Source organism: Devosia beringensis, from assembly GCF_014926585.1.
In the GTDB taxonomy this organism is placed as follows: domain Bacteria; phylum Pseudomonadota; class Alphaproteobacteria; order Rhizobiales; family Devosiaceae; genus Devosia; species Devosia beringensis.
The window spans coordinates 3,410,094-3,432,512 of the sequence record NZ_CP045422.1 but is presented as its reverse complement, the minus strand read 5'-3'; the positions used below and the strand labels follow the sequence as shown (position 1 = coordinate 3,432,512).

Genomic DNA, 22,419 nt, shown 5'->3' with positions numbered 1-22,419 from the left:
TCTCGGCTCCTTTTGGTCAGATTGGGTCGCGGATGGTCGGGCAGCTCATGCAATGTGCGCCACCGCGGCCACGCCCAAGCTCCGCACCAGGAATTGCCAACACCTCGACGCCGACGGCCTTGAGAGCTGCATTGGTATCGTCGTTACGGTCATAGCCGACTACGACCCCGGGGCGCAGTGCCAGCACGTTGTTGCCGTCATTCCACTGCTCACGGGCCCGCTCTTCCTGGGTGTTGCCGCCGGTCGGCACGATCTGCAGTTTCTTGTAGCCAAGAACTTCGGCCACGATTTCGAAGATCGGGCGCGGGTCGAGGCGGAACGCCAGCGGCGCCGTTCCCTCGCCGGGACGGATGTCGTAGCAAGTCAGTTCGTCGGCAACTTCCTTGAAGGTCGTCACCACATCCCCGCCGCACAGCGTGAACACGGTGTCGAGGTGCATCGCTGCGCGCGATTTCGGGATGCGAAAGGCCAGAACGCGGTCCACAAGACCCTTGGCGAAAAGCGCTTGTGCCAGCTGCCCGATGCCTTGTGGCGACGACCGCTCGCCCATGCCGACCAGAACCGTGCGGTTGCCGACCGGCATGATGTCGCCGCCCTCGAGCGTGGCCAGCCCGTGCTCCTTGGTCGGATCGCCCCAATGGATTTCGGCCTTGCCGGCGAACGCAGGGTGAAACCGGTAGATTGCCGTGTTCAGTAAGGTTTCCGGGCGGCGTGCGGCCCAGTACATCGGGTTCACGACAACGCCACCATAAATCCAGGCAGAGTTGTCGCGGGTGAACAGCGCATTCGGCAGAGGCGGCAGGATGAAACCGTGATGGCCGAGGTAGCCGCCGAACAGACCAGTAGGGCTGAATGGCAGATCGTCTGCGGCCAGTCCGCCCAGAAGGTATTCGGCCAGGTCGGCGCCCGGCAGCTCATCCATCCAGCCGCGCAATTCGCTGATCATACCAACGCCGACCTGATCGGCGCTGATCCTGTGGTCCAGCACGTAGGCGCGGCCTTCCTCCGTTTCCAATGTCTCGGCCAGAAGCACGTTGACATCCAGCACCTCGACGCCTTCGCCGCGCATGGTTGCGGCAAAGACGTCATGGTCCTTTTGTGCCTGCTTGACCCAGAACACATCGTCGAACAGCAATTCCTGACAATTGGCCGGCGTCAGGCGCCGATGGGCAAGGCCCGGGCGGCAGACGATGACCTGGTGCAGCTTTCCGGTCTCCGAATGGACCCCGAGTTTCATTTCCGCCTTCATCACAGGGTTCCTCAATTCAAGGGGGTCAAAGCGCGCTGATGGCGCCGGTCCACATCAGGTAGGCGGCGATGCCTGCAGCGATCACGATCCCCATGCCGATCACCGCCTCAATACCGGAAAAGGCCTTTTCGCCCCTCGCGGAACGGGCGAACCAGTAGACCGGAACCCCGATGGCATAGAGGATGGCGCACATCAGCAGGTAATTTGGCCCTGCGGCATAGATCAGCCACGCGCCATAAACCGTGGCCAGCGCGCCGGCGAACATGTCGCGCCCACGCCGCTCGCCCGCGCCGTAGCCTTCGCCGCTCAGCGCAAGCTTGAGCGCATAAGCGCCGGAGAGGACATAGGGCACCAGGATCGCCGTCGAGGCGATGTAGAACAGAGCAAGATAGGTCGAGTTCGAGAAAAGCGTGACGATGAGGGAAATCTGCACGAAAATGTTGGTGATCCAAAGCGCCCCGGCGGGAGATCCGTTCGCGTTTTCGGCCGCAAAGATTTTCGGCAGCATGCCCTCCTTCGCTGCACGATACGGAATTTCGGCGGCAAACAAAGTCCAGCTCAGGAACGCGCCAGCCACCGAGATGACAAGCCCGATCCGCACGAGAACCGAACCCCAGGGACCAACGACCTGTTCCAGCACGTTGGCCATCGACGCCGACGAAGGCAGGCCGGCGAGTTCAGCCTGGTTCATGACGCCGAAGGATAGCAACGATACGCACAAATAGACGCCGAGCGCGATGACGAATCCGATGATCGTGGCGCGACCAATGTCCTCCCGTCTGGCGGCGCGGCCAGAGACAACGCTTGCGCCTTCGATCCCGATGAAGACCCAGAGCGTGACAAGCATCGTGCTTTTGACCTGGTCCATGATGCTGCCAAGGTCGGGTGTCTGCGTCCCCCAGAAATCAATGCTGATCTTCGGCGGGTTGAACGCCAACGCCACCAGCAGGATGAACAGCAGGATAGGTAGCAGTTTCGCGATCGTGGTAACGACATTGATGATGGCGGCCTGCCGGATACCCATAAGGACCAGCGCATGGGTGATCCACAGAACGACCGAGGCGCCGATGATCGCCTGCACCGTGTTCCCCTCGGCGCCGAAGGCCGGATAGAAATAGCTCAGGGCGCCGAAGATCAGCACGACATACGAGACGTTGCCGAGCCAGGCGCTGAGCCAGTAGCCCCAGGCACTGTTGAAGCCGACGAAATCGCCGAAGCCGGCCCGAGCATAGGCATAGGGACCGGCGTCGAGCGCAGGCTTTCGGGTCGACAGTCCCTGATAGACGAAGGCCAGCGCCAGCATGCCGATGCCGGTGATCAGCCAGCCGATGACGACGGCACCCGGAGATGCACCCTTGGCCATGTTCTGCGGCAGGCTGAAAACGCCGCCGCCAATCATTGAACCTACGACGAGGGCGACAAGCGAGACCAATCCGAGCTTGCCGGATGACCTGCTATCGGCCTTCGGCGCCCCTTCGAGACCCGTGATAGCCATGCTTTCTCTCTCCCAAACCCAGGGTTTGTATCGGCGTCGGTCGCCACTCCTCCAGAAGCGGCTATCGCCGAAGTGCCTGATCAATTCCGCGAGGATATTAGGTGTTCAATGGCACTTGACTGGACTAGACGTATTATCACCCCCCCTGGTCCGCGGCTTATTGATCCAGGTCAAGGCGCTTGAAATACTTAACCGTAGGATATGTGAGAAGTTGCTTTAAGTGTTCATCCCCGACCGATAGATACGGTCCCGCGATCGCCTTCTCATTTCCAACACCGCTGTTCAAACTATCAAAGTAGAAGCTCGAGACGTAGAATTGAAAAGCAATCCCCGGGATCTGCCATGTCGCGCCTTCATTCGCATCCCGAATCCCATCTCGTCTCACGCATCGGCTGGCTGCGGGCAGCCGTGCTGGGCGCGAATGATGGCATCGTCTCAACCGCAAGTCTGATCGTCCGCGTTGCGGCGGCGTCGGCCGCGACCTCAGAGGTGCTGGTGGCCGGCGTTGCCGGGCTTGTGGCTGGCGCGACGTCCGTGGCAGCCGGCCAGTATGTCTCTGTCAGCTCGCAGTCCGACAGCGAAGAGGCCGATCTTGCACGCAAGCGCGCTGAACTCTCCACCCAGCCCGACTGCGAACGCGAGGAGCTGGCGCGTATCTACATCGACCGTGGCGTGTCGCCCGATCTCGCGCATCAGGTGGCCGATCAGCTGATGGCGAAGGACGCGCTGGCGGCGCATGCGCGCGACGAGCTCGGGATCTCCGAGGTAACGACGGCACGCCCCATCCAGGCGGCGCTCACCTCGGCAGCGACCTTCGCGGTGGGCGCCGCGATGCCGCTGGCGATGGTGCTGCTGATGCTGATGCCCCGCGCCGCTCTGGTGGTCGGAGTCTCAGCCGCCTCTCTTCTGTTTCTTTCGCTCCTCGGCGCGATCGGCGCCCGGACGGGCGGTGCGAACGTGATGAAGGCGACGCTGCGCGTGACCTTTTGGGGCGCGCTTGCCATGGCGCTGACCGCCGGAATCGGTGCGCTGTTCGGAACCGTGGTATGATCGCGTCTGCGCATAGCGGCGGCCCATCACTGATGCTGGGGGCAGCCCATGGCAGACACAGCGCGTGACGCGAGCTACTGGAACGAGGACCCTACCGCCCTGGCGGCATCTCTGGGTGCGGGACTTGGGGGGCTCACGTCGGAAAGGGCGGCTTCGCAGTTTGCAGCCGTCGGCCCCAACAGCGTCCAGGATGCGCCGCGCCTGAGCGCGCTGCGGCTTCTGCTACGCCAGTTCGAAAGCCCGCTGGTCCTGATCCTGGCCTTTGCCGCCGCAATCTCGCTGGTGCTGCAGCAATGGGTCGATTCCGGGATTATCCTGGCCATCGTGCTGGGCAGCTCCCTGCTCAGTTTCTATCAGGAATATCGGGCTTCGACGGCGGTCGAGGAACTGAAGAAGCGCCTCGCGCTGACGGCCCGCGTGCTGCGCGATGGTCAGGAACAGGTACTGCCGGTAATGCAGCTCGTGCCTGGCGATGTGATCCTTCTGTCGGCGGGAAACCTGATCCCCGCCGATGGCATCATCCTCGAGGCGCAGGATTTTCTCGTGTCCGAGGCCAGCATGACGGGCGAGTCCTTTCCGGTCGAGAAGCGGCCGGGCGTCGTAGCCCCCGATGCCCCGCTTGCCGAAAGGACTAACGCCGTATTCCTGGGCGCGTCGGTGCGCAGCGGCACGGCGAAGGTCATGGTGGTTAGGACCGGGCGGCGGACGGAGTTCGGCGCCATTGCCGCGAGACTGCAGGCGCGCCAGCCTGAAACCGACTTCGCACGCGGGGTCCGTCAGTTTGGCTATCTGCTGATCCGCGTTATGGTAGTCATCGTCCTGTTCGTCCTGACGATGAACCTGCTGCTGGCGCGCCCTGTGATCGAGTCGTTGCTGTTCGCCGTGGCATTGGCGGTGGGCCTGTCGCCCGAACTCCTTCCTGCGATCATCAGCGTGACACTCTCCGCCGGCGCACGGGCCATGAGCAGGCGCGGCGTGATCGTGCGGCGGCTGGATGCCATCGAGAACCTCGGCAGCATGACCGTGCTGTGCACCGACAAGACCGGCACGCTGACCGAGGGCACCATCGTGCTGAGCGAGGTGCTGGATGCGGAAGCCCGACCGTCAGACGAGGTTAAGCAGCTCGCCTATGTCAATTCCGCGCTCGAGACAGGGATCGGGAACCCGCTCGATGCCGCCATCGTAGCTGCCGGCGCATCGGCCGGACTGACGATCCCGGGGCTGACCAAGATCGACGAAATTCCCTACGATTTCGTGCGTCGGCGGCTGACCATCGTGGTCGCCGACAGCGCCGACCCCGGGAATCATCTGATCGTCACCAAGGGTGCGTTCTCAACCGTTCTGGATAGTTGCACTGCATTCGAGCGCGAGGGCGCTGAAGTGCCGCTGGACCAGGGTGCGCGCGAGAACCTTGACACGGTGTTCAAGGGAAAGGGCCAAGAGGGTTTCCGCGTCCTCGCGCTGGCCACACGCCGGGTTGCCGTCAAGCCCGACTATGACCACGACGACGAGCGGGACATGGTGTTCCGCGGCTTCCTCGTATTCCTCGATCCGCCGAAGCCCGAAGCGCGGGATACGATCGGCAATCTCGCCCGGCTCGGCATCGCCATCAAGGTCATCAGCGGCGACAACCGCCATGTCACCGCACACATGGCCGAGGCGGTCGGACTGAACGCCGCGTCGATGCTGACCGGCGAGGAACTGTCCGGGATGAAGGACGAGGCGCTATGGAACCTCGCGCCGCGAACCGACCTCTTCGTCGAGATCGACCCGCAGCAGAAGGAACGCATTGTCCGCGCCCTGCAGCAGACTGGCCATTCGGTCGGCTATTTGGGCGACGGGATCAACGATGCACCCGCGCTGCATGCCGCTGATGTCGGCATCTCGGTCGCCGAAGCCGTGGACGTTGCCCGCGAGAGCGCCGACATCATCCTCCTCAGCCGCGATCTGGACGTGCTGCGTCAGGGTGTCGAGGACGGCAGGCGAACCTTTGCCAACACGCTGAAATATATCTCGATCACTACCAGCGCCAACTTCGGCAACATGATCAGCATGGCACTGGCCACGCCGCTTTTGCCCTTCCTGCCGCTGGTGGCCAAGCAGATCCTGCTCAACAACTTCCTCTCGGACCTGCCCTCGCTGGCTATCGCCAGCGATACTGTGGACCCCGAGCGACTGTCCAGCCCGCAGCGCTGGAGCGTCAAGGACATCCAGCGATTCATGATCGTCTTCGGCCTGATCAGCTCGGTCTTCGACATGCTGACCTTCGCCGTGCTGCTCTACATCTTCCACGCGGGCCAGGCGGTATTCCAGACCTCGTGGTTCATGATCTCGCTCTTGACCGAGCTCGGGGTAGTTCTGGTCCTGCGCACCCGCAAGCCGGCCTTCCACAGCAGTCCAAGCCGATTGCTGCTGTGGTCGACCCTTGCAGTCGCGTCTGCCACCTTCGCGATCCCGTTCCTGGGCGGGGTCAGTGCGCTCTTCGGCTTCGTCCCGCTGTCGGCCACGGAACTGGCCGCAGTGGTAGCTATTGTCGGCGGTTACGTCGTAGCCACGGAGATCGCCAAGGCCTGGTTCTTCCGGCATGAGAATGGCGGCCCACTCGCAGCGGCAAACGATCCGGGCAGGCAGACCTGATGCATGTGTCCGAAAGCGACCTCCGGCGCGTCTTTCAGGCCAGCCTCTGGCTAAAAGGCGCGCACAGCTTGGCTGAGGTCCTTGGCGGCCTCGCACTGGCCTTCTCAGCCATGACCTTATCCTCCAGGTCGTCTCTACACTGACTGCAGCCGAACTGCTGGAGGATTCGCGCGACCTGGTCGCCAATGCTCTGCGCCGGGCGGACGATGGCTTCACCACCGATGCCCAGTCCTTCATGGCCTGGTAGCTGTTCATCCACGGGCTGATAAAGCTAGTGCTGGTCGCGGCGGTGCTGGCGAACCGCGCCTGGGCCTATCCCGCCTTCATCGCCGCGGCAGCCAGATATCCTGACGTTCGCTCTGGTGGCCGTCGCAAACGCTCTGAACGGCCGATATGGGGCGCTTCGCCGACAGCGCTAGCATGGCCATCGGCGAAGCTGGTCAGATCCGAACTGCAATCAAAAAATTACGAGTTCTCTATTGTCCTTTGATCGGCCCAGGCTGCCAGGTCTTTTTCTGTTGTCTCGAGAGTTTCCGAGGTGATGAAGCCCAGTTTGACCGCCGTGGCCACCGCACGGTTGCGTTTGTTCGGTTCTGTTCCGAGACGATCGAACAGATCGTCCTGTTGGGAGAGCTTGTCGTAAAGGTCCATCAACCGGTTCTGAACCGTTCTGAGCGATAGCCCATGACGCAGGGCCACGAACTTGTCCGGCAGACCCAGTGCGATGTCGTTCAGAATCGCCAGTTCCACCTCAGTCAGCGCATCCTTGCGGCGTTGGCCGAAGGAATTGAGCGAATGCACCTCGCGGTCGATCAGGATTTGCCCTTCGCCAAGCACAGCGCGCATGGCCAGTGCCAGACGTTCTGGTGAAGCCGTCTTGAGCACATAGCCATATGCCGACTGATCGGGAACGATGCGAGAGATGCCGCGGAGGTAAGCTTCATCGGCATAGTTGGACCAGAACAGAATGCGCGTATGCGGACGTTCGCGCCAGATGACGCGGGCTGCGTCCACCCCGTTGCGCTCCTTCATCCGCAGATCCATCACGATGGCGCTAATGTTTTCCGACCGTGCCAACGCCTCCGCCTCCGAGCCTGTGGAAGCGCAGACCAATTGTCGCACACTGTCAAAAGTACTCGTGACCTGCTCCTTGAGATAGCTCAGGTGCAACTTGTCATCCTCGACGAGCAAAATCCTCAAAGCACTGTTTCTTCTTGGTTTGAGCGGGACATGAGAACGGTAATAGTAGAGCCCGATGATTTTTCGATCTTGAAGCTGGCGCCAATCAGTTTGGCCCGGGTGCGCATATGCTGCAGCCCGCTTTGACGCGTGCGGCCCGCATCGTCAAACTGGCCATTGTCGGCGATGCGGACGCGGACGCGTTTATCATCACTTTCATCGATAGTGACATTGAGCTGGGACGCCTCGGCATGTTTGAGACTGTTATTGATGGCTTCCTGGCAAATGCGAAACAAAGCTATGCGCTCGGTTTCCCCTAGGTCGCTCATGCTACCATGAGTGCTGTCCACGAAAGACAGGGTGGTCTTCTGATCAGGACCTCGCACGGATTCGAAGTGGGATCGGACAGCCTCTTCAAAGCCGAACAGTTCGAGAATTGATGGCACCGACGTTTCAATGATGCGCCGCAACTGCTGGATGCAGCCCTGGAATTCGCCCTGCAATTGGGCGGTTTCATCTAAGGTCAGGCCGGGCCGCAGTGCGCGCGAGATGCGCGTCAGATCGGCCAGGGTTTGATCGTGCAAATCCATCCCGATCCGCTGGCGCTCGCGTTCAAGCGCATCTGTCAGACGCAGAGCACCCAAGCGCAGCCCTTCCTGCTGAGCCGCGATCTTGGTGCGCTCAACCGCTTCTTTTTTGGCATTCTCGTTGGCGCGCAATGCAAAGAAGTAGGGCGCCAGGATATCTGCCAGGTTCTGCACCGTAGGAACATGGCTCTCGTTGTAATGGTCGGGCTGCCGTAGCGAGAAATTCAAGGCGCCCGCGGTGCGGCCAAACACCTTCATCGCCACATTGATCCGGCTGCGCAGGCCGTGTTTGACCATCGGCTCCGAGACCGAGCCGGGAAAGACATAGCGCGGGTCGATAAGCGCATCCCCGGTCAACATGGTGTCGGTTTCGCCGTTCAAGATACTGCGAACCGGCGATGCCGCGACCAGCGAGCGCGAACTGCTCCAACTGGTGCGCAGACCAACCTCATAGGAGGTGTTCCACAGCCCATCCTGGTCGATCAGGCAAACGTCGAGATGATCGTAAGCGATAATCTTCTCGATTTCGCCACTCACCGCCCTTAGAGCCGAACGAATATCGAGCTCACCCGCCAGATGGTTAGAAATCTTGACGTAATTGTCCACACCGGCCACCTTGTCCCCTCCCCCCAATCTAGCGCCTAACCGACCTGCCGTCTTGCGGGTCGGTGTTGATCCGTTGCGGGTTCCCGCAATTGTTCTGCACTTCATACTCTGTAGAAGCGGGGCGCAATACGGTTTACTTTTGAACAGCGCGTGGAGGCGCATCTACAAAAAAGACGCGATCACAGTCGCACCCAGGGAGGACATCTAATGACCTATCGTGTGAAGTTTCTTTCGGCCGCTGCCGTTCTGGCGCTTGTCGCCGCAACGCCAGTACTGGCTGAAACCGCAGGCAAGCGCATTGCGCTGTCCAACAATTACGCGGGCAATAGCTGGCGTCAGGCAATGCTGGAAAGCTGGAACAAGGTCACCGGGCCAGCCGTGGGCACCGGCGTCGTGGCAGCAGCAGACGCTTTCACTACCGCCGAAAATCAGGCAACCGAGCAGGCTGCCCAGATACAGAACATGATCCTGCAGGGCTACGACGCTATCGTCGTCAATGCGGCATCGCCCACCTCGCTCAATGGCGCCATCAAGGAAGCCTGCGACGCCGGCATCATTGTCGTTTCTTTTGACGGCATCGTCACCGAGCCCTGCGCCTGGCGCATTGCCGTGGACTTCCGCCAGATGGGCCGTGATCAGGTGAGCTACCTGGCAGCGCGCTTCCCCGAGGGCGGCAACCTGCTCGAAATCCGCGGCCTTGCTGGCGTGTTCGTTGACGATGAAATCAGCGCCGGCATCCATGAAGAAGTGGCCAAGACCAAGTTCAACATTGTTGGTTCGGTCAATGGCGATTGGGCCCAGGACGTTGCCCAGAAGGCCGTTGCTGGCATCCTGCCGAGCTTGCCTGAACTGGTCGCTGTCGTGACCCAGGGCGGCGACGGCTACGGCGCAGCACAGGCTATTGCGGCCACTGATCGCCCCATGCCGATCATCGTCATGGGCAATCGTCAGGACGAGCTCGCCTGGTGGGCTGAGCAGAAGGCAGCCAATGGCTACGAGACCACCTCGTTGTCGATCGCACCCGGCGTCAGCACCCTTGCCTTCTGGGTTGCCCAGCAGATTCTGGATGGCCAGGAAGTACCGAAGGACCTGACGGTTCCATTCCTTGCCATCGATCAGGCTGGTCTGGATGCCGCGCTTGAAACAACGCCTGAAGGCTCAGTTGCCAATGTCGAGTATTCGCTCGACGACTCCATCGCCGTCATCGAAGCTGCTCGGTAACTCCAGGGCATGATCCCAAATACTGATACCTCTGGCGTTGGCTCAACGCTGGTTGTTTCCCTGCAGAGCGTGGACAAGTCCTTTGGACCTGTCCGCGCTTTGGCAGGCGCGTCAATGGTCGTCAGGGCCGGTGAATGTATCGGCCTCGTCGGCCATAACGGCGCCGGAAAATCAACTTTCGTCAATATCATCAATGGACGACTGACGCCGACAGCCGGTCAGGTCCAATATGGTGCGCACGCCGCAGACGGTGGAGGGCGCAATGCCGATCTGGCCGCAGCCAACGGCATTCGCAGTGTGTTCCAGGAATTATCGTTGTGCCCGAACCTGTCGGTGCTCGAGAATTATCGCATTCCCTTTCGCAACATGCCTCGTTGGGGCTGGCGCAAGGCCGCCCTTGTCGCCGTTATGGCTGCTTTGGACGAAGTATTCCCCGGCCACGGCATCGGGCCGGACTCGGTCGTGGCCGATCTGAGCATTGCAGAGCGGCAAATGGTGGAAATTGCTATCGCTTTTTCCGCGCGCGACATTGCCCCACGTCTGGTCATTTTGGACGAGCCAACGTCCTCACTTGACGCTGGTATTTCGCATCAGCTGTTGGATCATGTCCGCAAATTCTGTGCTGCCGGTGGGGCGGTGATCTTTATCACCCATATGATGGGCGAGATTTTTCAGGTCGCAGACCGCATCGTCGTCATGAAAGACGGACAAATTGTCGAGGATCGTCCGACCGGCACGTTCACGCGCCAGACACTGGTCGATACAATGGGTCATGTTGCAGCAGATGGCGGCAATTTTGCCGAAGCACACACAGAGCGTGTGCCGGGCGATATCGTGCTACGCCTTCCGAACGGACTATCGGCGCGTCAAGGTGAAATTGTTGGTCTGGCGGGTTTGGCGGGACACGGGCAAGCCGAGGCACTGGCCCGGTTCTATTTTGACAAGACCTCTACATGGCGGGCCCGCCAGCAACCCGACGTTGTGTTTGTGGCCGGGGACCGGGGCCGTGATGGCATCATGCCGATCTGGTCGATCCTGAAAAATCTCAGCCTCGCCACACTAGCCGAGTTTGGCCGTCGCGGTCTGGTTGATCGACGCAAGGAAGGCGAACTCGGCGCGACCTGGAAGCAAAAAATTCAGATCAAAACACCCGATCTGGGCAATCCGATCCTGTCGCTGTCCGGTGGAAACCAGCAAAAAGTACTGTTCGCCAAAGCGCTGGCTTCCAGTGCGCTAATTGTGATCATGGATGACCCCATGCGCGGTGTCGACGTCGGCACCAAAAAAGAAGTCTATCGCATGATCCGAGCTGAAGCCGAGGCAGGCCGAACCTTTCTTTGGTATTCGACAGAAACCGACGAAATCCTCGAATGCGACCGCGTTTTCGTGTTCCGCGACAGCGCCATTTCGGCCGAGTTGACGGGACCGCAAATCAGCGAGGAGAACATCTTGCGCGCGTCCTTTGAGATGCAGGAGGCCGCAGAATGACTCGCGACCAGATCCGGACATTGCTGCCGGTCGTGTCCCTCAGCGTCTTGCTCGCCGCCGTCTTCTGGCTGCAGCCGCGCGCCATGAGTTATTTTGGGGTCAACCTGCTGTTCAATCTGGCAATTCCGTTGGCGCTGGCCACTATTGCCCAGATGCTGATCATCATGGTCAACGACATCGACCTGTCCATCGGCACGTTTGTCACCTTCTGCGCCTGCGTCACGGCCACGCTTGTCAATGACACGCCCTTGCTCGGCTATGCGGTCCTCGCCGCCTCTGTGCTGGCTTATGCTGCCATGGGCGCAATCATTCACGCGCGCGGTTTGCCGGCCATCGTGGTGACCCTGGGGGCATCCTTCGTGTGGTCCGGTCTTGCGGTGCTGATCCTGCCGTCGCCCGGCGGCGCAGCGCCCGGCTGGGTGCGCGACTTGATGAGTCTTAAACCCATATTTGTGCCCCTGGCGGTCCTCGCCCCGATCGTGATCGGGCTGGTCATGCACCTCTTTATCAAGCGCTCCTCGATCGGTGTTGTGCTCCAGGGCGTGGGTGGCAATGAACGGGCGCTGGATCGTTCCGGCTGGTCCATCATCGGGCTCAAGGCACTCGCCTATGGTTTGGCCGGTCTATTCGGCGTGCTGGCGGGCATGGCGCTGGTGGGCCTGACCACGGCTGCCGATGCCAATATCGCCCTGCGCTACACACTGCTCTCAATTGCCGGAGTGATCCTGGGCGGAGGCGAATTTACCGGGGGGCGCGTGTCCCCCATTGGCGCAGTGATTGGCGCACTCACGCTGACGCTGGCGGCAAGTTTCCTGTCCTTTCTGCGGCTCTCGCCGGATTGGCAAATTGGCGCCCAAGGCGCGATCCTGATCCTGGTGCTAGCCGCCCGCTTGCTTATTTCCTATCGGAGGACCGCGTGATGACAGCGCACGCGCAGGCCGCTGGCCCAAACCTGTTTGCCCGATTGAGGCAAGCGCCCTGGATTTGGTCCTTCCTCGCTGCCGCATTGGCATTCGGTGGAACGATGGTCGTTTCGGGTGGTCAGGGCTCGTACTCACTGCTCAACGCGGCTCTTACCTTTGCGGCATTTTCCGTCATTGTTGGCGTTGGACAGATGTTCGTCATCACGCTGGGGCCTGGCAACGTCGATCTGTCGGTTCCCGCAAGCATGACACTGGCCGCAACGCTTTCGCTCAAATTCATGGATTCCGATACCGGCCTCATAGTGCCGGGCCTGCTGATCGCGCTGGCCGTGGGCGTGGCCTGCGGCATCTTCAACTATGGCCTGATCCTGGCGCTGCGCATTCCGCCGATTATCGCCACGCTGTCGTCTTCGTTCATCTTCCAGTCGATCGCCATTTGGTCCAATCGAGGCCTGCGCATCAAGCCGCCTCAGCCTCTGGCTGACTTCACCACCGGCAGCACCCTGGCTATCCCCAATGTGGCGATTGTCGTGGTGGTGCTTGCGCTGCTGGCTTGGTTCGTGCTGGAACGCACCATTTTCGGACGCTGGATCCTGGCGGTCGGCCAGAATTTGCGTGCCGCCCAGTTGAGCGCCGTGCCGATCAATCTGGTGCGCATCTGCGTCTATGTGGGCTCGGCAACGCTTGCCGCCTTTGCCGGATTTCTGCTCGCGAGCTTTTCGGGCGGCGCCAATCTGAACATGGGTACCGAATACATGCTTATGTCGATTGCGGTGGTCGTTATCGGCGGCAGCTCGATTGCCGGTGGAAACAGCAATGTCCCGGGCATCTGGGGCGCAGCTTTGTTCATGTTCCTGTTGGTCTCCATGCTCAATAGCCTTGGCCTGGGCGCCGGCATCAGGCTGCTTCTGACCGGGGGCATTATCGTCGCTGTGGTGATATTTGCCAGCAAGAGGATCTATTCGGCATGACCCCGTTGTATGACATACGGCACCCCGCGTTCCATGCACTCATCCAGCATAACGTGGGCCTCAAGCAATTGTCGTCCGGCCATATGTGGACTGAGGGTCCGGTCTGGGTTCCAGCGCACCAGTGCCTATATTTTTCCGACATTCCCAATCAGTCCATCTTGCGCTGGACACCCGACGGCGCTGTGACCGCGCTGCGCCGGAATTCCAATTTCACCAATGGCAACACGCTGGACCGCCAGGGGCGACTGGTCAGTTGCCAGCATGGCACCCGAACGGTCGTTCGCACCCAGACAGACGGATCGATCAAGACGTTGGCCGACCACTATGAGGGCAAGCGGCTCAATTCCCCCAACGACGTTGTCGTCAAAAGCGATGGCGCCATTTGGTTCACCGACCCGACCTACGGCATCATGGGCAACTACGAAGGCTATCGCTCCGTCCCTGAGCAGGAAGCACGCAACGTTTTCCGGCTCGACGTCGAAACCGGCACGCTGACCAGCGTTGTTGGTGATTTTTTGCAGCCTAATGGGCTGGCCTTTTCGCCCGACGAATCCATTCTCTATGTCGCAGATTCGGGCACCCATACGGATGGAACAGCACCCGCCACGATCCGCGCCTTTGATGTGGTCGGTGGCGTCGCGCTGACCAATTCACGGGTATTTGCCACAATTGAACCTGGCGTGCCCGACGGTATCCGTGTCGATTTCCATGGCAATCTGTGGACGTCCTCAGCAGACAGCGTCCAGTGTTTCAATCCACAGGGCATGTTGTTGGGAAGAATTCTGGTACCCGAGGTTGTCTCCAACCTGGCCTTTGGCGGGCCCCGGAACACCCATCTGTTCATCACCGCCACCACCAGCCTTTATGCGATCCACGTCAACACCGAAGCTGCGATCTGTTCGTACCGTTCTACGCACCTGATCTGAGCGGGTCGATGCAATCGGCGCCGAACTCTTCGTCGATGGCGGTGCGCTTCAAATGCAGTTGATGCTCCGCCGCAAGCGGAGGCTTTTGTCGGTTTGGTATCAAGAGCAGACAGTCCCCTGTCCACCCCATGCCGGACAGAAGGACCCGAAGCTCATCACCGCCGGTTACGCTCTGGCGACCACGAAGTGATTATAACTGTCGATAATGAAGTGTTATCGAGAGTATAGCCGGGCACACCAGGGCAGCGCCCGATAGAGCTGAGATGGGATTTGGACAGACGATTTCCGCGCCGATCGCCCAAATTCCTATGCTGAGGATTTCAAAGGAAATGGTTGGAGCAAGCTCATGCATCTCAGAGGCTTAGGGTCTCTCTTGGTCCTTTCTGGACATCGAAGGTGCGTAGTGTGTGAAAGAGGCGCGTCAGACATTGCAGCGATATGGCGCCGACGAAGTACATATATTGATGTAATAACCCATCGATAAGCAAAGAGGCCACAGTCCTGCGTGCCCCCGCCTTGGCGCACCTGCCGCTACGTGGAACCAACGGGTCCGACAGCGCAAACCGCCCACAACTGCGCCACTGGTCTCGACACGTTGAGGGACATGCCCGATCTAGGAGCGATGCAGGACTCGGGCTGCTGAGTGGCGGTGAAGGTGCTTGCGGCCGTCGCTGCACACTCGCCATAGGGGGGCCATTCAGGCCGGGAGCGCCCATTCAGCAGGTTTGATTTTGGTCAAGACTGCGTGAGACCGCGGAGATAGACTGCTTCAGACAACGTACAAGCGGTGGGGCTAAAATATGGACGATATCACTGGTAGGGCTCACACCCGGGTGGCAGCCAGCGCCGACTTGGCGGGGATGACCCTCTCGATTCAGGATGTCCTAGACACCATCCCGGCCGGCGCCATTGTCGTCGATACGCGAGGGGTCATGCTGGCTGTGAACGCCGAAGTGGGCCGCCAGTTCTGCTACGAGGCGGATGGCCTGCTCGGCAGGAGCGTTGATATTCTGGTCCCTGCCGGGCTGCGCGACGGTCACGCCGCAGTCCGGTCCCAGGCATTGGGGTCGGACCAAATGCGCGCAATGGGACCAGGGCGTTCCCTTAGGGGGCAGCGCAAGGATGGCTCGGTCTTCCCGATCGAAGTAGGTCTTCGCACGATACGCACTGGGGGGTCACAGTTCGTCCTCGCGGTGGTGTACGACCGCTCCGACCAGTTCCGGGTCCAGGAGTCGGAGGCTCATGAGAAGGCCCTTGGCCTGGAACTGGCGCATCAGGAGGTCGTGGCGCACGAGATGGGCCACCGCGTCAAAAATCTGATGGCGACTGTCAACGCGCTGATCTCGCTCAGCGCCCGTGGCGCCCAATCGCCCAAGGAGATGGAAGAGAGCCTCAGGGGGCGAATTCTCGCTCTGTCCTCCGTCATCGATTTGGCGTTCAAGGCGCCGCAGGCCGGGTCCATCCACGGCGCCTTGTCCATCAAGGATATTCTACATGCCGTCCTCGCGCCGTTCATGTGGACGGATGCTGAGAACGATCGGGTTTCGCTGTCCGGACCCCAGCTTGTGGTGGGACAACGTCCTTCGGAAGTGCTTGCCCTGGTCTTTCACGAACTGACGACGAACGCCCTGAAATATGGTGCGCTGCGGCACATGGATGGCCGGATTTTTGTGGACTGGCGTCAGGCTGACGGAAGGTTGGGGCTGTGCTGGCGGGAGGAGGCGCTGCAATTGCAGACCGGTGACTCTGCTCCAAGGGGTTTCGGCACTACGCTTATGTTACGCTTGATCGAGGCGGAGTTCGGCGGAAGAATCGATCGCGAGGTAACTCCCCATGGCTGGACGACAAGGCTCAGCATTCCTTTGCCTTCCCTGGTTCTCGTATCGACCTGATAAATGGTCTTTAAACCCCCAGGTAGTCGTTGTCTCCCTGATCTCCACCGACGCATGTCTCGGCCGGGATTTGTTCTGGATCAATTCGTCGGACGATTGCGCCTGCTAGCCATAGCTTGGCCAAATAAGCAGTGCCCGCGACCTCGGCTGGCGCGGCAACAGCGGACTTCTTCGGTCACGGTGCACTTGCGCCAATCGCCGCAGAAGCAGAGGCGGCCCAGTCGTTTGATCGTGCAGTTTAAGGAAGATCGGCAACACATACCCAGGAGGGACCAAGTGGTAGACAAGGACCGGATTGTAGGATCAGTCAAGGAGGCCAAGGGCACCGTCAAGCAGGTAATTGGCAAGGTCATCGGCGACGCCAAGCTTGAAGCTGAAGGCACTGCCGACAAGGCCGAGGGCAAGCTGCAAAACGCGGTCGGCGGACTCAAAGACACTCTGAAGGGCAAGTAGGCGCCCTGCATGAGCAGAAACGCACGCTATCTTGTCATTGGGCTTGCGGCGGTCGTCGTGGCGGCCTCCGCTCGCTAAATTCTTTAATCAGGAAACACAGAAACCCAGCCCCGAGATCAAGGTCGATGAGCAGGGCATAACGGTGAGCTAAGAGGAGTCGCTATGAAAGGCTTTGTACAAAACATCGAACGTCTCGCGGTATACAATGACGATTTCCGACGCGTCCTCTACACGGCAAGAAACTGCCAACTCGTCGTCATGTCGTTGAAGCCCAAAGAGGAGATCGGGGCAGAGGTCCACAAACTCGACCAGTTCTTTCGCGTCGAGGAAGGCAGCGGTGAGGCGGTTCTCGATGGGGTTCGGACCGCGATCACAGCGGGCTTCGCGGTAGTCGTGCCGGCTGGGGCCAAACACAACATCATCAATACCGGCGATGTTCCGCTCAAGCTCTATACGCTCTATTCTCCGCCCAATCATCGGGACGGCATTGTCCACCACACCCGGGCCGAGGCGGAGGCCGACACGGAGCACTTCGACGGCAAGACGACTGAGTGACGGTGGCCGCCGCGCCGCGCCGCTTCACCGGCAGCCTGGCGGAACCAGAGACGATAGGCGGAGCGGCCTTTGCATGTTGTGGATCCTGGATGATGGGAAACGCCGCCAGTCAGCTCGCCAACTTCATCAAAACTGAGTCAGAGTCAATATTGGGCGCCAAAACACAGTTCCTGACGCCATTTTCATCTCTAGTTGGAACTCGCTCCCGCGCTAGTCGTGCAAACTGGCGCAAAATGCACGAGAGCCCCGGCCAAGAGATCGGGGCCTTCTTGTCGAGGCCCAGTGCCGGAGGTCCATCAGCTTGCCGGCGATACGAAGTGGGCGGGTTCGTGACCGGTCGAGGCCGGTGCGAGCGCCACTCCCGGATGACTATGCGAGGTTCAGGGACAGGCGGTGATTGCCACCGTCGAGGGGAAGACGGACCCTGCTGTTAGCGGATTCGATGTGTGAGCCATCAAGGATAGCTCCCGAGATGCTGTCCGGTCCGTCCAGCGAAGTGTGCACGCGGATTGCATAGTGGGTTGATGCCATCTTCACCGTGGCCTCAAATCCGGGCCAACCTAGCGGAATGCAGGGGGCGACGACGAGAAAGGCACCCTCCTTGCGGATGCCCAGAATGCCCTCGACACCTGCCCGATACATCCATCCTGCGGACCCGGTGTACCAGGTCCAGCCGCCACGCCCGACATGCGGCGTGACCGAGTAGACGTCGGCGGCAACCACATACGGCTCTACCTTGTAGCGTTCGACCTCTTCGGGCGTGCGCGCATGGTTGATCGGATTGACTAGGGCGAACAGTTCAGCAGCCTTATGGGCCGACCCCATTGCCACCGTTCACGGCCGTACGACTTTTCTATAAAGCGGACCTACCCAATAATCTTTGTCCCAGGTCAGCCCAACCGGGAGATATCATCAATCCGCCCGACCGCTATTTGATCCAGTCCCTGCTGCTCTACTGAGATGCGCAGTGCCAACATCGCCGCGTTGAGTACAGTGAAAATGAGCGCCACCCATACAAGTCCCAGAACCATGGGGACGACAATCAGTTCGGCCACGACAAGCACGTAATTAGGGTGTGAAAAAAATCGGTAAGGCCCACTCACGACGAGGGGCTCGTCGAGGATAATGATACGGGTGGTCCACCGGGACCCCAGACTCGCCAGGATCCAGCCGCGCAAACCCTGCAACACTGCATAAGCTGCCAACCAAGGCAGCGCAACCGGTGCCTGCCAGCCAAACCACGCGACTGCCGCCAAAAATGTCGCGTGCATACCCACCATCAACGGATAGTGGTTTGCCCCGATCTCACGAGCTCCTCGCGCCAACAGCGCCGCTGTATTGCGCCGCGCTAACACCAGCTCGCCCAGGCGTTGCAGCACCACGAAGGTGATGAACATAAGTGCTGGAACTGAGGCCGGTCCCATTAGGCGGGGAAACGTATGGGCAGCAGCGAGGCGGTGAACCCCGGTCCCAGCGCTGCCAACATCATTTGCCCACACGGCGCATCGCGCAGCACCCGCTCCAGCACGAACAATACTGTCGGTGCCGACATATTGCCGTAGTCGAGCAAAATCCCACGTTCGTGATCGAGTAAACCTTCCTCAAGATGCAGTGCACCCTCAATGGCGTCGACAACCTTGGCGCCGCCCGGATGGCAGACCATACGGCTCAAATCGGCCTGTTCCAGTCCCATGCGACTAAGGCCGTTGGCTACGGCTTCGGCGAAGTTCTGTTTGACGAACTCAGGTATCGAGCGATCGAACACGACGCCGAAACCATCCTTGTCGACATCCCACCCCATGATCGAGAGCGTATTGGGCCAGGTATGTTCCTCACCCCGGCCGAACTGACCCAAGCTGACACCCTCGGTACAGAGACACGCAGCTGCGGCGCCATCGCCAAATAGCACGGTGGCGATGATGTCGGCCTTCTGCAGCCGGTCATCGCGAAACGACAACGTGCACGCTTCGACACAGACAAACAGCACCTTGCTACCCGGCGACGCCGCGGCCAGCCGCGCCGCGATCGACAAACCGGAAACGCCGCCAGCGCAGCCGAGACCAAACACCGGAACCCTTTGCACATCAGCTCGGAACGGCATGGCCATCATGGCGCGCGCATCAAGGGTCGGCGTGGCAATGCCCGTCGAGGTAACCGTGACGATACAATCAACTTCCGCGGCCGCCCAACCAGCGGCCGCCAGCGCCTTACTCGCCGCCCCGATGAACATATCGGTCGCACCGCAGAGAAAGGCGTCAGTGCGACTTGGCCAATCCTGTGGTTTTTCGAACCATTCGAAAGGCACTGCCGAATACCGAGTGTTGATGCCCGCGTTTTCGAAGGATTTGGTCAAGCGCTCGAAGTCGGGATAGCGCTCGCCCAGCACGCGCTTGGCCACCACTTTGACCATGTCTTGGCGAAGTTCATAAGGCGGCACATAAGTCCCGAGCCCTAGCAGGTGGGCTTCAGGTAAGGTAATTTGAGCGTTCATGAGGTATCCTTAAGGTATCCTGAGTTGGCCAGCGCCTAACGACACAGATTGTCTTGGCGTTCCGCGATCACGAGTTCGCGGTGCGGGCGAGGACCAGCATCCGGCCCAGCGTGCCGTCTCGCTTGACGAACTGGTGAAACAGGGCTGCCACCACATGGACGGTGATAAGGACGATGAAAACCGGCTTGCCCAGCGTGTGAATATCGCCAAACGATTCAGAGACGTAAATCGTCAGCAAGCCTAGCACGGGCATGGCGAATAGCATCAGTCAGAATGCAAAGTGCACTACCTTGGCGGCCCAGTCCATCCAGGTGTGGGTGGCAACCGGCCGTTGCTGGACGCCTCGGGTAATTCGCAGCCCAAGCCGGACGACAACAAGAGCAAGGATCGCTATCCCTAACCAGTAGTGGCCGATGCTGACGACAAAATCGATGTTGGACGATGTTCCACCTTCCTCGATCGCGTCGCGCACATTGGTCATGCCCTCGCCGAAGATCAGCTGGAAGATGACGAGCGCGGCGATCAGCCAATGCAATGTGATCTGAAGCCTGGAATATCCGACGGTCTGTTTGTCGTTCATGGAACATGACCTCTGGGATGCTAGACAAATCATCCACAATTTGTCGGCCCGCCGAAGCTTTAGTGGCCCAACCTGACGCCAAGCTGAAGGCGAGTCCATTGCTGGATCCCGTTTGCGCCAAAAGACAGCCGAGCTCCGAAGCACCAGACAGCGTCCGCAGAAGTTAGCGGGCTTCGGCCAAAATACGTAGCGCGGTCTTCCGAAACTCAAAGTCCACGCTGCGGAGTTTATCCAAGATCACGTCGATACGGCGTTCAAGGCTGCGGCGATAGAAGTTCGTGGTCTGGTGCTCTACTTGATCGAGCAACCATCTGCGAAACGGACGCAAGTTCGCCGGTCCTTGCCTGTCGAGCATGGTAGCAAGATTTTTTGCGAGTGGAGAAAGCCCTTGATGGTCGTAGGGCAAGACCAGCAGTTCGCGCAAAGCGACGGATACGGCGGTCCAGTACCCGGCGGACACATGATGGTCACGTTGCCGTAATGTCCATGGCTGAACCGCACCGGGTTTGCCGGAGGCTCCAACCCCTGAGTAGGATGGAGCATGACCGGCAAGACGACGAACAAGTTTTCAGTTGAGGTCCGGACCCGAGCGGTGCGGATGGTGCAGGAGCATGGCGGGGAATATCCATCCCGCTGGGCGGCAGTGGTGTCGGTTGCCGGCAAGATTGGCTGCTCGGCCCATACGCTCAATGAGTGGCTCAAGAAGGCCGAGGTCGATGGCGGTATCCGCTACTCCGAGCGACTGGCCGAAGCCGCCATCGAGCCCTCAGTCGGCAGCGTCGGGGACAGCTATGACAACGCCTTGGCCGAAAGCATCAACGGCCTCTACAAGGCTGAGGTAATCCACCGGCGGGGCCCATGGCGAAGCATTGAAGTCGTCGAGTTCGCCACCCTCGAATGGGTCGACTGGTTCAATCACCGCCGGCTGCTCGAGCCCATTGGCAATATCCCGCCAGCAGAAGCTGAGGCAAACTTCTACGCAGCACTGGAACAACCGGCCATGGCCGCATAACTTAAACCAAACAGCCTCCGGAATTCCCGGCGCGGTTCAGGCTTTGATGGCCACCACAAGACTGGCAGTCAACGGATCGAGCAGTGTGGCACTGCCATCCTCATGCAAAAGGCAGACTGTGGATTGGGGGGTGATTGGATCGAATTTCATCGGCGGTTTCCCTCTGGGCTGACCCACCGGTACATTCTTGGCTAAGTAACGTCGTTGAGCCTCCGCAAAGAAGACAATAAGAATGCCGGGGCGCCGTTTCAGTGAAAGCGCGAACCAAATGGGGGCACTGCTGGGATTTGCGCGCGAGCGCTGGCATCAGTGACGGCCCCTGGTGCAGTGAGCACGTGCGGCCGTGTTGGAACCAGCAGACTCTGATGTCTGCTAATTTTCCCTCGCTACAGGGTGTCACAACGGAGGCGCCCGCTGACCTACAATATGGGTTAGCCACCAGATTTCTGGCCAAGGAAAAATGCAAAAACGCACTCCGGCCGACTTCGGTCGCTGATCGGCTTATGGAACGAGGCCTCTGCCGCAGCCGCCTCCACCAAGGTCGCCAGATGGGGTGGCGCAATCCCAATTTGGTCGATTAAACGACCTCCCCTGCCGGAAGACAACAGACGCAGGGCTTTGCCAGCCCTATCCGCATGCCGCATAGCGGGAACCCACTTTCGCTCACGGATCTTTACACCCGTTGCGGCCAGCATGATAAGGCCCTTGTAGAGAGTTCGATCCCAAACGGCACCCTTGGTAGCTATCCAGAGTGGTTCCCAAGCCTCATGGGCCTCCCAATAATATCCAAGATTGAAAAGATCGATGCCCCACAAAAGAGCGACAGTGTCCACGCCTTGCGCCGGCTGTAACTCGCCTTGCTCGTAGCTATGTCCCTTAGGATCTCGGACCGGATGGGGTTGAGTGCTGCCCGGCAAATAGGCGTAAGCGGGAAGCATCCGGTCAGGTAAGAATCTTGGTCGCGTTGAAATGGCCATCGCCGTACCTCGGACCAACCCTATCAGATATGTTGGCTCAGCTGCGCTATGATTGATTTTAGTTGCGCATTCGCCTTGGTTACCGCTGGATTCTTCTAGCGGTACATGCGCGCAGATCCTAGCGGCC

General features: G+C 60.1%; 19 protein-coding genes and 2 pseudogenes. 11 read left to right on the top strand and 10 right to left on the bottom strand.

What is annotated here, in order from left to right; all coding sequences use genetic code 11:
* Nucleotides 1–16: 16 nt before the first annotated feature.
* Nucleotides 17–1,249, bottom strand: coding sequence for an arginine deiminase (locus GDR53_RS16730; protein ID WP_193335570.1), 1,233 nt, complete (start codon nt 1,247–1,249; stop codon nt 17–19).
* A gap of 25 nt (nt 1,250–1,274) precedes the next feature.
* Nucleotides 1,275–2,744: an arginine-ornithine antiporter gene (gene arcD / locus GDR53_RS16725; RefSeq protein WP_193335569.1), complete on the bottom strand. Its 1,470-nt coding sequence runs from the start codon at nt 2,742–2,744 to the stop codon at nt 1,275–1,277.
* 342 nt (nt 2,745–3,086) lie between these two features.
* Between arcD and GDR53_RS16720 the strand changes: the two genes are divergently transcribed.
* On the top strand, nt 3,087–3,794 hold the full coding sequence (locus tag GDR53_RS16720) for a VIT1/CCC1 transporter family protein (RefSeq protein ID WP_193335568.1): 708 nt from the start codon (nt 3,087–3,089) through the stop codon (nt 3,792–3,794).
* Between the two features lie 48 nt (nt 3,795–3,842).
* Nucleotides 3,843–6,431: a magnesium-translocating P-type ATPase gene (gene mgtA, locus GDR53_RS16715; protein WP_193335567.1), complete on the top strand. Its 2,589-nt coding sequence runs from the start codon at nt 3,843–3,845 to the stop codon at nt 6,429–6,431.
* Nucleotides 6,432–6,896: 465 nt separating this feature from the next.
* Here the strand turns inward: mgtA and GDR53_RS16710 are convergent, their stop codons facing one another.
* Together GDR53_RS16710 and GDR53_RS16705 are read right to left on the bottom strand one after the other, a co-directional pair.
* Nucleotides 6,897–7,631 carry a response regulator transcription factor gene (locus tag GDR53_RS16710; protein WP_193335566.1) on the bottom strand — a complete coding sequence of 245 codons (735 nt, stop codon included), beginning with the start codon at nt 7,629–7,631 and terminating at the stop codon, nt 6,897–6,899.
* Nucleotides 7,628–8,803 (bottom strand): sensor histidine kinase, encoded by a 1,176-nt coding sequence (locus tag GDR53_RS16705; protein WP_210321352.1) that lies wholly within the window; start codon nt 8,801–8,803, stop codon nt 7,628–7,630. Before GDR53_RS16705 ends, GDR53_RS16710 begins: the two co-directional genes overlap by 4 nt.
* A gap of 207 nt (nt 8,804–9,010) precedes the next feature.
* On the opposite strand from GDR53_RS16705, the gene GDR53_RS16700 reads away from it, so the two are divergent.
* The 8 genes from GDR53_RS16700 (at nt 9,011) to GDR53_RS16665 (ending at nt 17,232) form a co-directional block, all read left to right on the top strand.
* Nucleotides 9,011–10,024, top strand: coding sequence for an ABC transporter substrate-binding protein (locus GDR53_RS16700; RefSeq protein ID WP_193335564.1), 1,014 nt, complete (start codon nt 9,011–9,013; stop codon nt 10,022–10,024).
* 9 nt (nt 10,025–10,033) lie between these two features.
* Nucleotides 10,034–11,512: a sugar ABC transporter ATP-binding protein gene (locus tag GDR53_RS16695; RefSeq protein WP_193335563.1), complete on the top strand. Its 1,479-nt coding sequence runs from the start codon at nt 10,034–10,036 to the stop codon at nt 11,510–11,512.
* Entirely contained in the window at nt 11,509–12,432 is a 924-nt protein-coding gene (locus GDR53_RS16690) for an ABC transporter permease (RefSeq protein WP_193335562.1), read from the top strand. The genes GDR53_RS16695 and GDR53_RS16690 overlap by 4 nt, the downstream gene beginning before the upstream one ends.
* Nucleotides 12,432–13,406: an ABC transporter permease gene (locus GDR53_RS16685; RefSeq protein WP_193338146.1), complete on the top strand. Its 975-nt coding sequence runs from the start codon at nt 12,432–12,434 to the stop codon at nt 13,404–13,406. The genes GDR53_RS16690 and GDR53_RS16685 overlap by 1 nt, the downstream gene beginning before the upstream one ends.
* A complete protein-coding gene (locus tag GDR53_RS16680) occupies nt 13,403–14,332 on the top strand; it encodes an SMP-30/gluconolactonase/LRE family protein (RefSeq protein WP_193335561.1) in 930 nt (309 codons plus the stop codon). The genes GDR53_RS16685 and GDR53_RS16680 overlap by 4 nt, the downstream gene beginning before the upstream one ends.
* 800 nt (nt 14,333–15,132) lie before the next feature.
* A complete protein-coding gene (locus GDR53_RS16675; protein WP_193335560.1) occupies nt 15,133–16,224 on the top strand; it encodes a sensor histidine kinase in 1,092 nt (363 codons plus the stop codon).
* A gap of 276 nt (nt 16,225–16,500) precedes the next feature.
* Nucleotides 16,501–16,677, top strand: a complete 177-nt coding sequence (locus GDR53_RS19825) for a CsbD family protein (RefSeq protein ID WP_232846656.1) — start codon at nt 16,501–16,503, stop codon at nt 16,675–16,677.
* A gap of 162 nt (nt 16,678–16,839) precedes the next feature.
* Entirely contained in the window at nt 16,840–17,232 is a 393-nt protein-coding gene (locus GDR53_RS16665; protein ID WP_193335559.1) for a cupin domain-containing protein, read from the top strand.
* A gap of 369 nt (nt 17,233–17,601) precedes the next feature.
* On the opposite strand, the gene GDR53_RS16660 is transcribed toward GDR53_RS16665, so the two are convergent.
* The 5 genes and pseudogenes from GDR53_RS16660 to GDR53_RS16640 all read right to left on the bottom strand — a co-directional run bounded on the left by GDR53_RS16660 (nt 17,602) and on the right by GDR53_RS16640 (nt 20,727).
* Complete coding sequence (locus GDR53_RS16660; RefSeq protein ID WP_193335558.1) at nt 17,602–18,057, bottom strand: GH36-type glycosyl hydrolase domain-containing protein; 456 nt, start codon at nt 18,055–18,057, stop codon at nt 17,602–17,604.
* A gap of 65 nt (nt 18,058–18,122) precedes the next feature.
* Complete coding sequence (locus GDR53_RS16655; protein WP_232846655.1) at nt 18,123–18,629, bottom strand: isoprenylcysteine carboxyl methyltransferase family protein; 507 nt, start codon at nt 18,627–18,629, stop codon at nt 18,123–18,125.
* Between the two features lie 26 nt (nt 18,630–18,655).
* Nucleotides 18,656–19,723 (bottom strand): type III polyketide synthase, encoded by a 1,068-nt coding sequence (locus tag GDR53_RS16650; protein WP_193335556.1) that lies wholly within the window; start codon nt 19,721–19,723, stop codon nt 18,656–18,658.
* A gap of 67 nt (nt 19,724–19,790) precedes the next feature.
* Nucleotides 19,791–20,303 (bottom strand): annotated as a pseudogene (locus GDR53_RS16645) (cytochrome b).
* A gap of 163 nt (nt 20,304–20,466) precedes the next feature.
* On the bottom strand, nt 20,467–20,727 hold the full coding sequence (locus GDR53_RS16640; RefSeq protein WP_193335555.1) for a hypothetical protein: 261 nt from the start codon (nt 20,725–20,727) through the stop codon (nt 20,467–20,469).
* Between the two features lie 300 nt (nt 20,728–21,027).
* Here GDR53_RS16640 and GDR53_RS19820 point away from each other — a divergent pair.
* Nucleotides 21,028–21,315, top strand: a pseudogene (locus tag GDR53_RS19820) (integrase core domain-containing protein); the annotation flags it as partial.
* Between the two features lie 431 nt (nt 21,316–21,746).
* Here GDR53_RS19820 and GDR53_RS16630 read toward each other — a convergent pair.
* Complete coding sequence (locus GDR53_RS16630; RefSeq protein ID WP_232846654.1) at nt 21,747–22,292, bottom strand: DUF309 domain-containing protein; 546 nt, start codon at nt 22,290–22,292, stop codon at nt 21,747–21,749.
* Nucleotides 22,293–22,419: the final 127 nt, after the last annotated feature.

What these genes read in the sequence shown, in the direction of transcription:
- GDR53_RS16730 (WP_193335570.1), bottom strand. Translation starts at nt 1,249, where the DNA reads ATGAAGGCGGAAATGAAACTCGGGGTCCATTCGGAGACCGGAAAGCTG.
- arcD (WP_193335569.1), bottom strand. Translation starts at nt 2,744, where the DNA reads ATGGCTATCACGGGTCTCGAAGGGGCGCCGAAGGCCGATAGCAGGTCA.
- GDR53_RS16720 (WP_193335568.1), top strand. Translation starts at nt 3,087, where the DNA reads ATGTCGCGCCTTCATTCGCATCCCGAATCCCATCTCGTCTCACGCATC.
- mgtA (WP_193335567.1), top strand. Translation starts at nt 3,843, where the DNA reads ATGGCAGACACAGCGCGTGACGCGAGCTACTGGAACGAGGACCCTACC.
- GDR53_RS16700 (WP_193335564.1), top strand. Translation starts at nt 9,011, where the DNA reads ATGACCTATCGTGTGAAGTTTCTTTCGGCCGCTGCCGTTCTGGCGCTT.
- GDR53_RS16695 (WP_193335563.1), top strand. Translation starts at nt 10,034, where the DNA reads ATGATCCCAAATACTGATACCTCTGGCGTTGGCTCAACGCTGGTTGTT.
- GDR53_RS16690 (WP_193335562.1), top strand. Translation starts at nt 11,509, where the DNA reads ATGACTCGCGACCAGATCCGGACATTGCTGCCGGTCGTGTCCCTCAGC.
- GDR53_RS16685 (WP_193338146.1), top strand. Translation starts at nt 12,432, where the DNA reads ATGACAGCGCACGCGCAGGCCGCTGGCCCAAACCTGTTTGCCCGATTG.
- GDR53_RS16680 (WP_193335561.1), top strand. Translation starts at nt 13,403, where the DNA reads ATGACCCCGTTGTATGACATACGGCACCCCGCGTTCCATGCACTCATC.
- GDR53_RS16675 (WP_193335560.1), top strand. Translation starts at nt 15,133, where the DNA reads ATGGACGATATCACTGGTAGGGCTCACACCCGGGTGGCAGCCAGCGCC.
- GDR53_RS16665 (WP_193335559.1), top strand. Translation starts at nt 16,840, where the DNA reads ATGAAAGGCTTTGTACAAAACATCGAACGTCTCGCGGTATACAATGAC.
- GDR53_RS16660 (WP_193335558.1), bottom strand. Translation starts at nt 18,057, where the DNA reads ATGGGGTCGGCCCATAAGGCTGCTGAACTGTTCGCCCTAGTCAATCCG.
- GDR53_RS16655 (WP_232846655.1), bottom strand. Translation starts at nt 18,629, where the DNA reads ATGTTCATCACCTTCGTGGTGCTGCAACGCCTGGGCGAGCTGGTGTTA.
- GDR53_RS16650 (WP_193335556.1), bottom strand. Translation starts at nt 19,723, where the DNA reads ATGAACGCTCAAATTACCTTACCTGAAGCCCACCTGCTAGGGCTCGGG.
- GDR53_RS16630 (WP_232846654.1), bottom strand. Translation starts at nt 22,292, where the DNA reads ATGGCCATTTCAACGCGACCAAGATTCTTACCTGACCGGATGCTTCCC.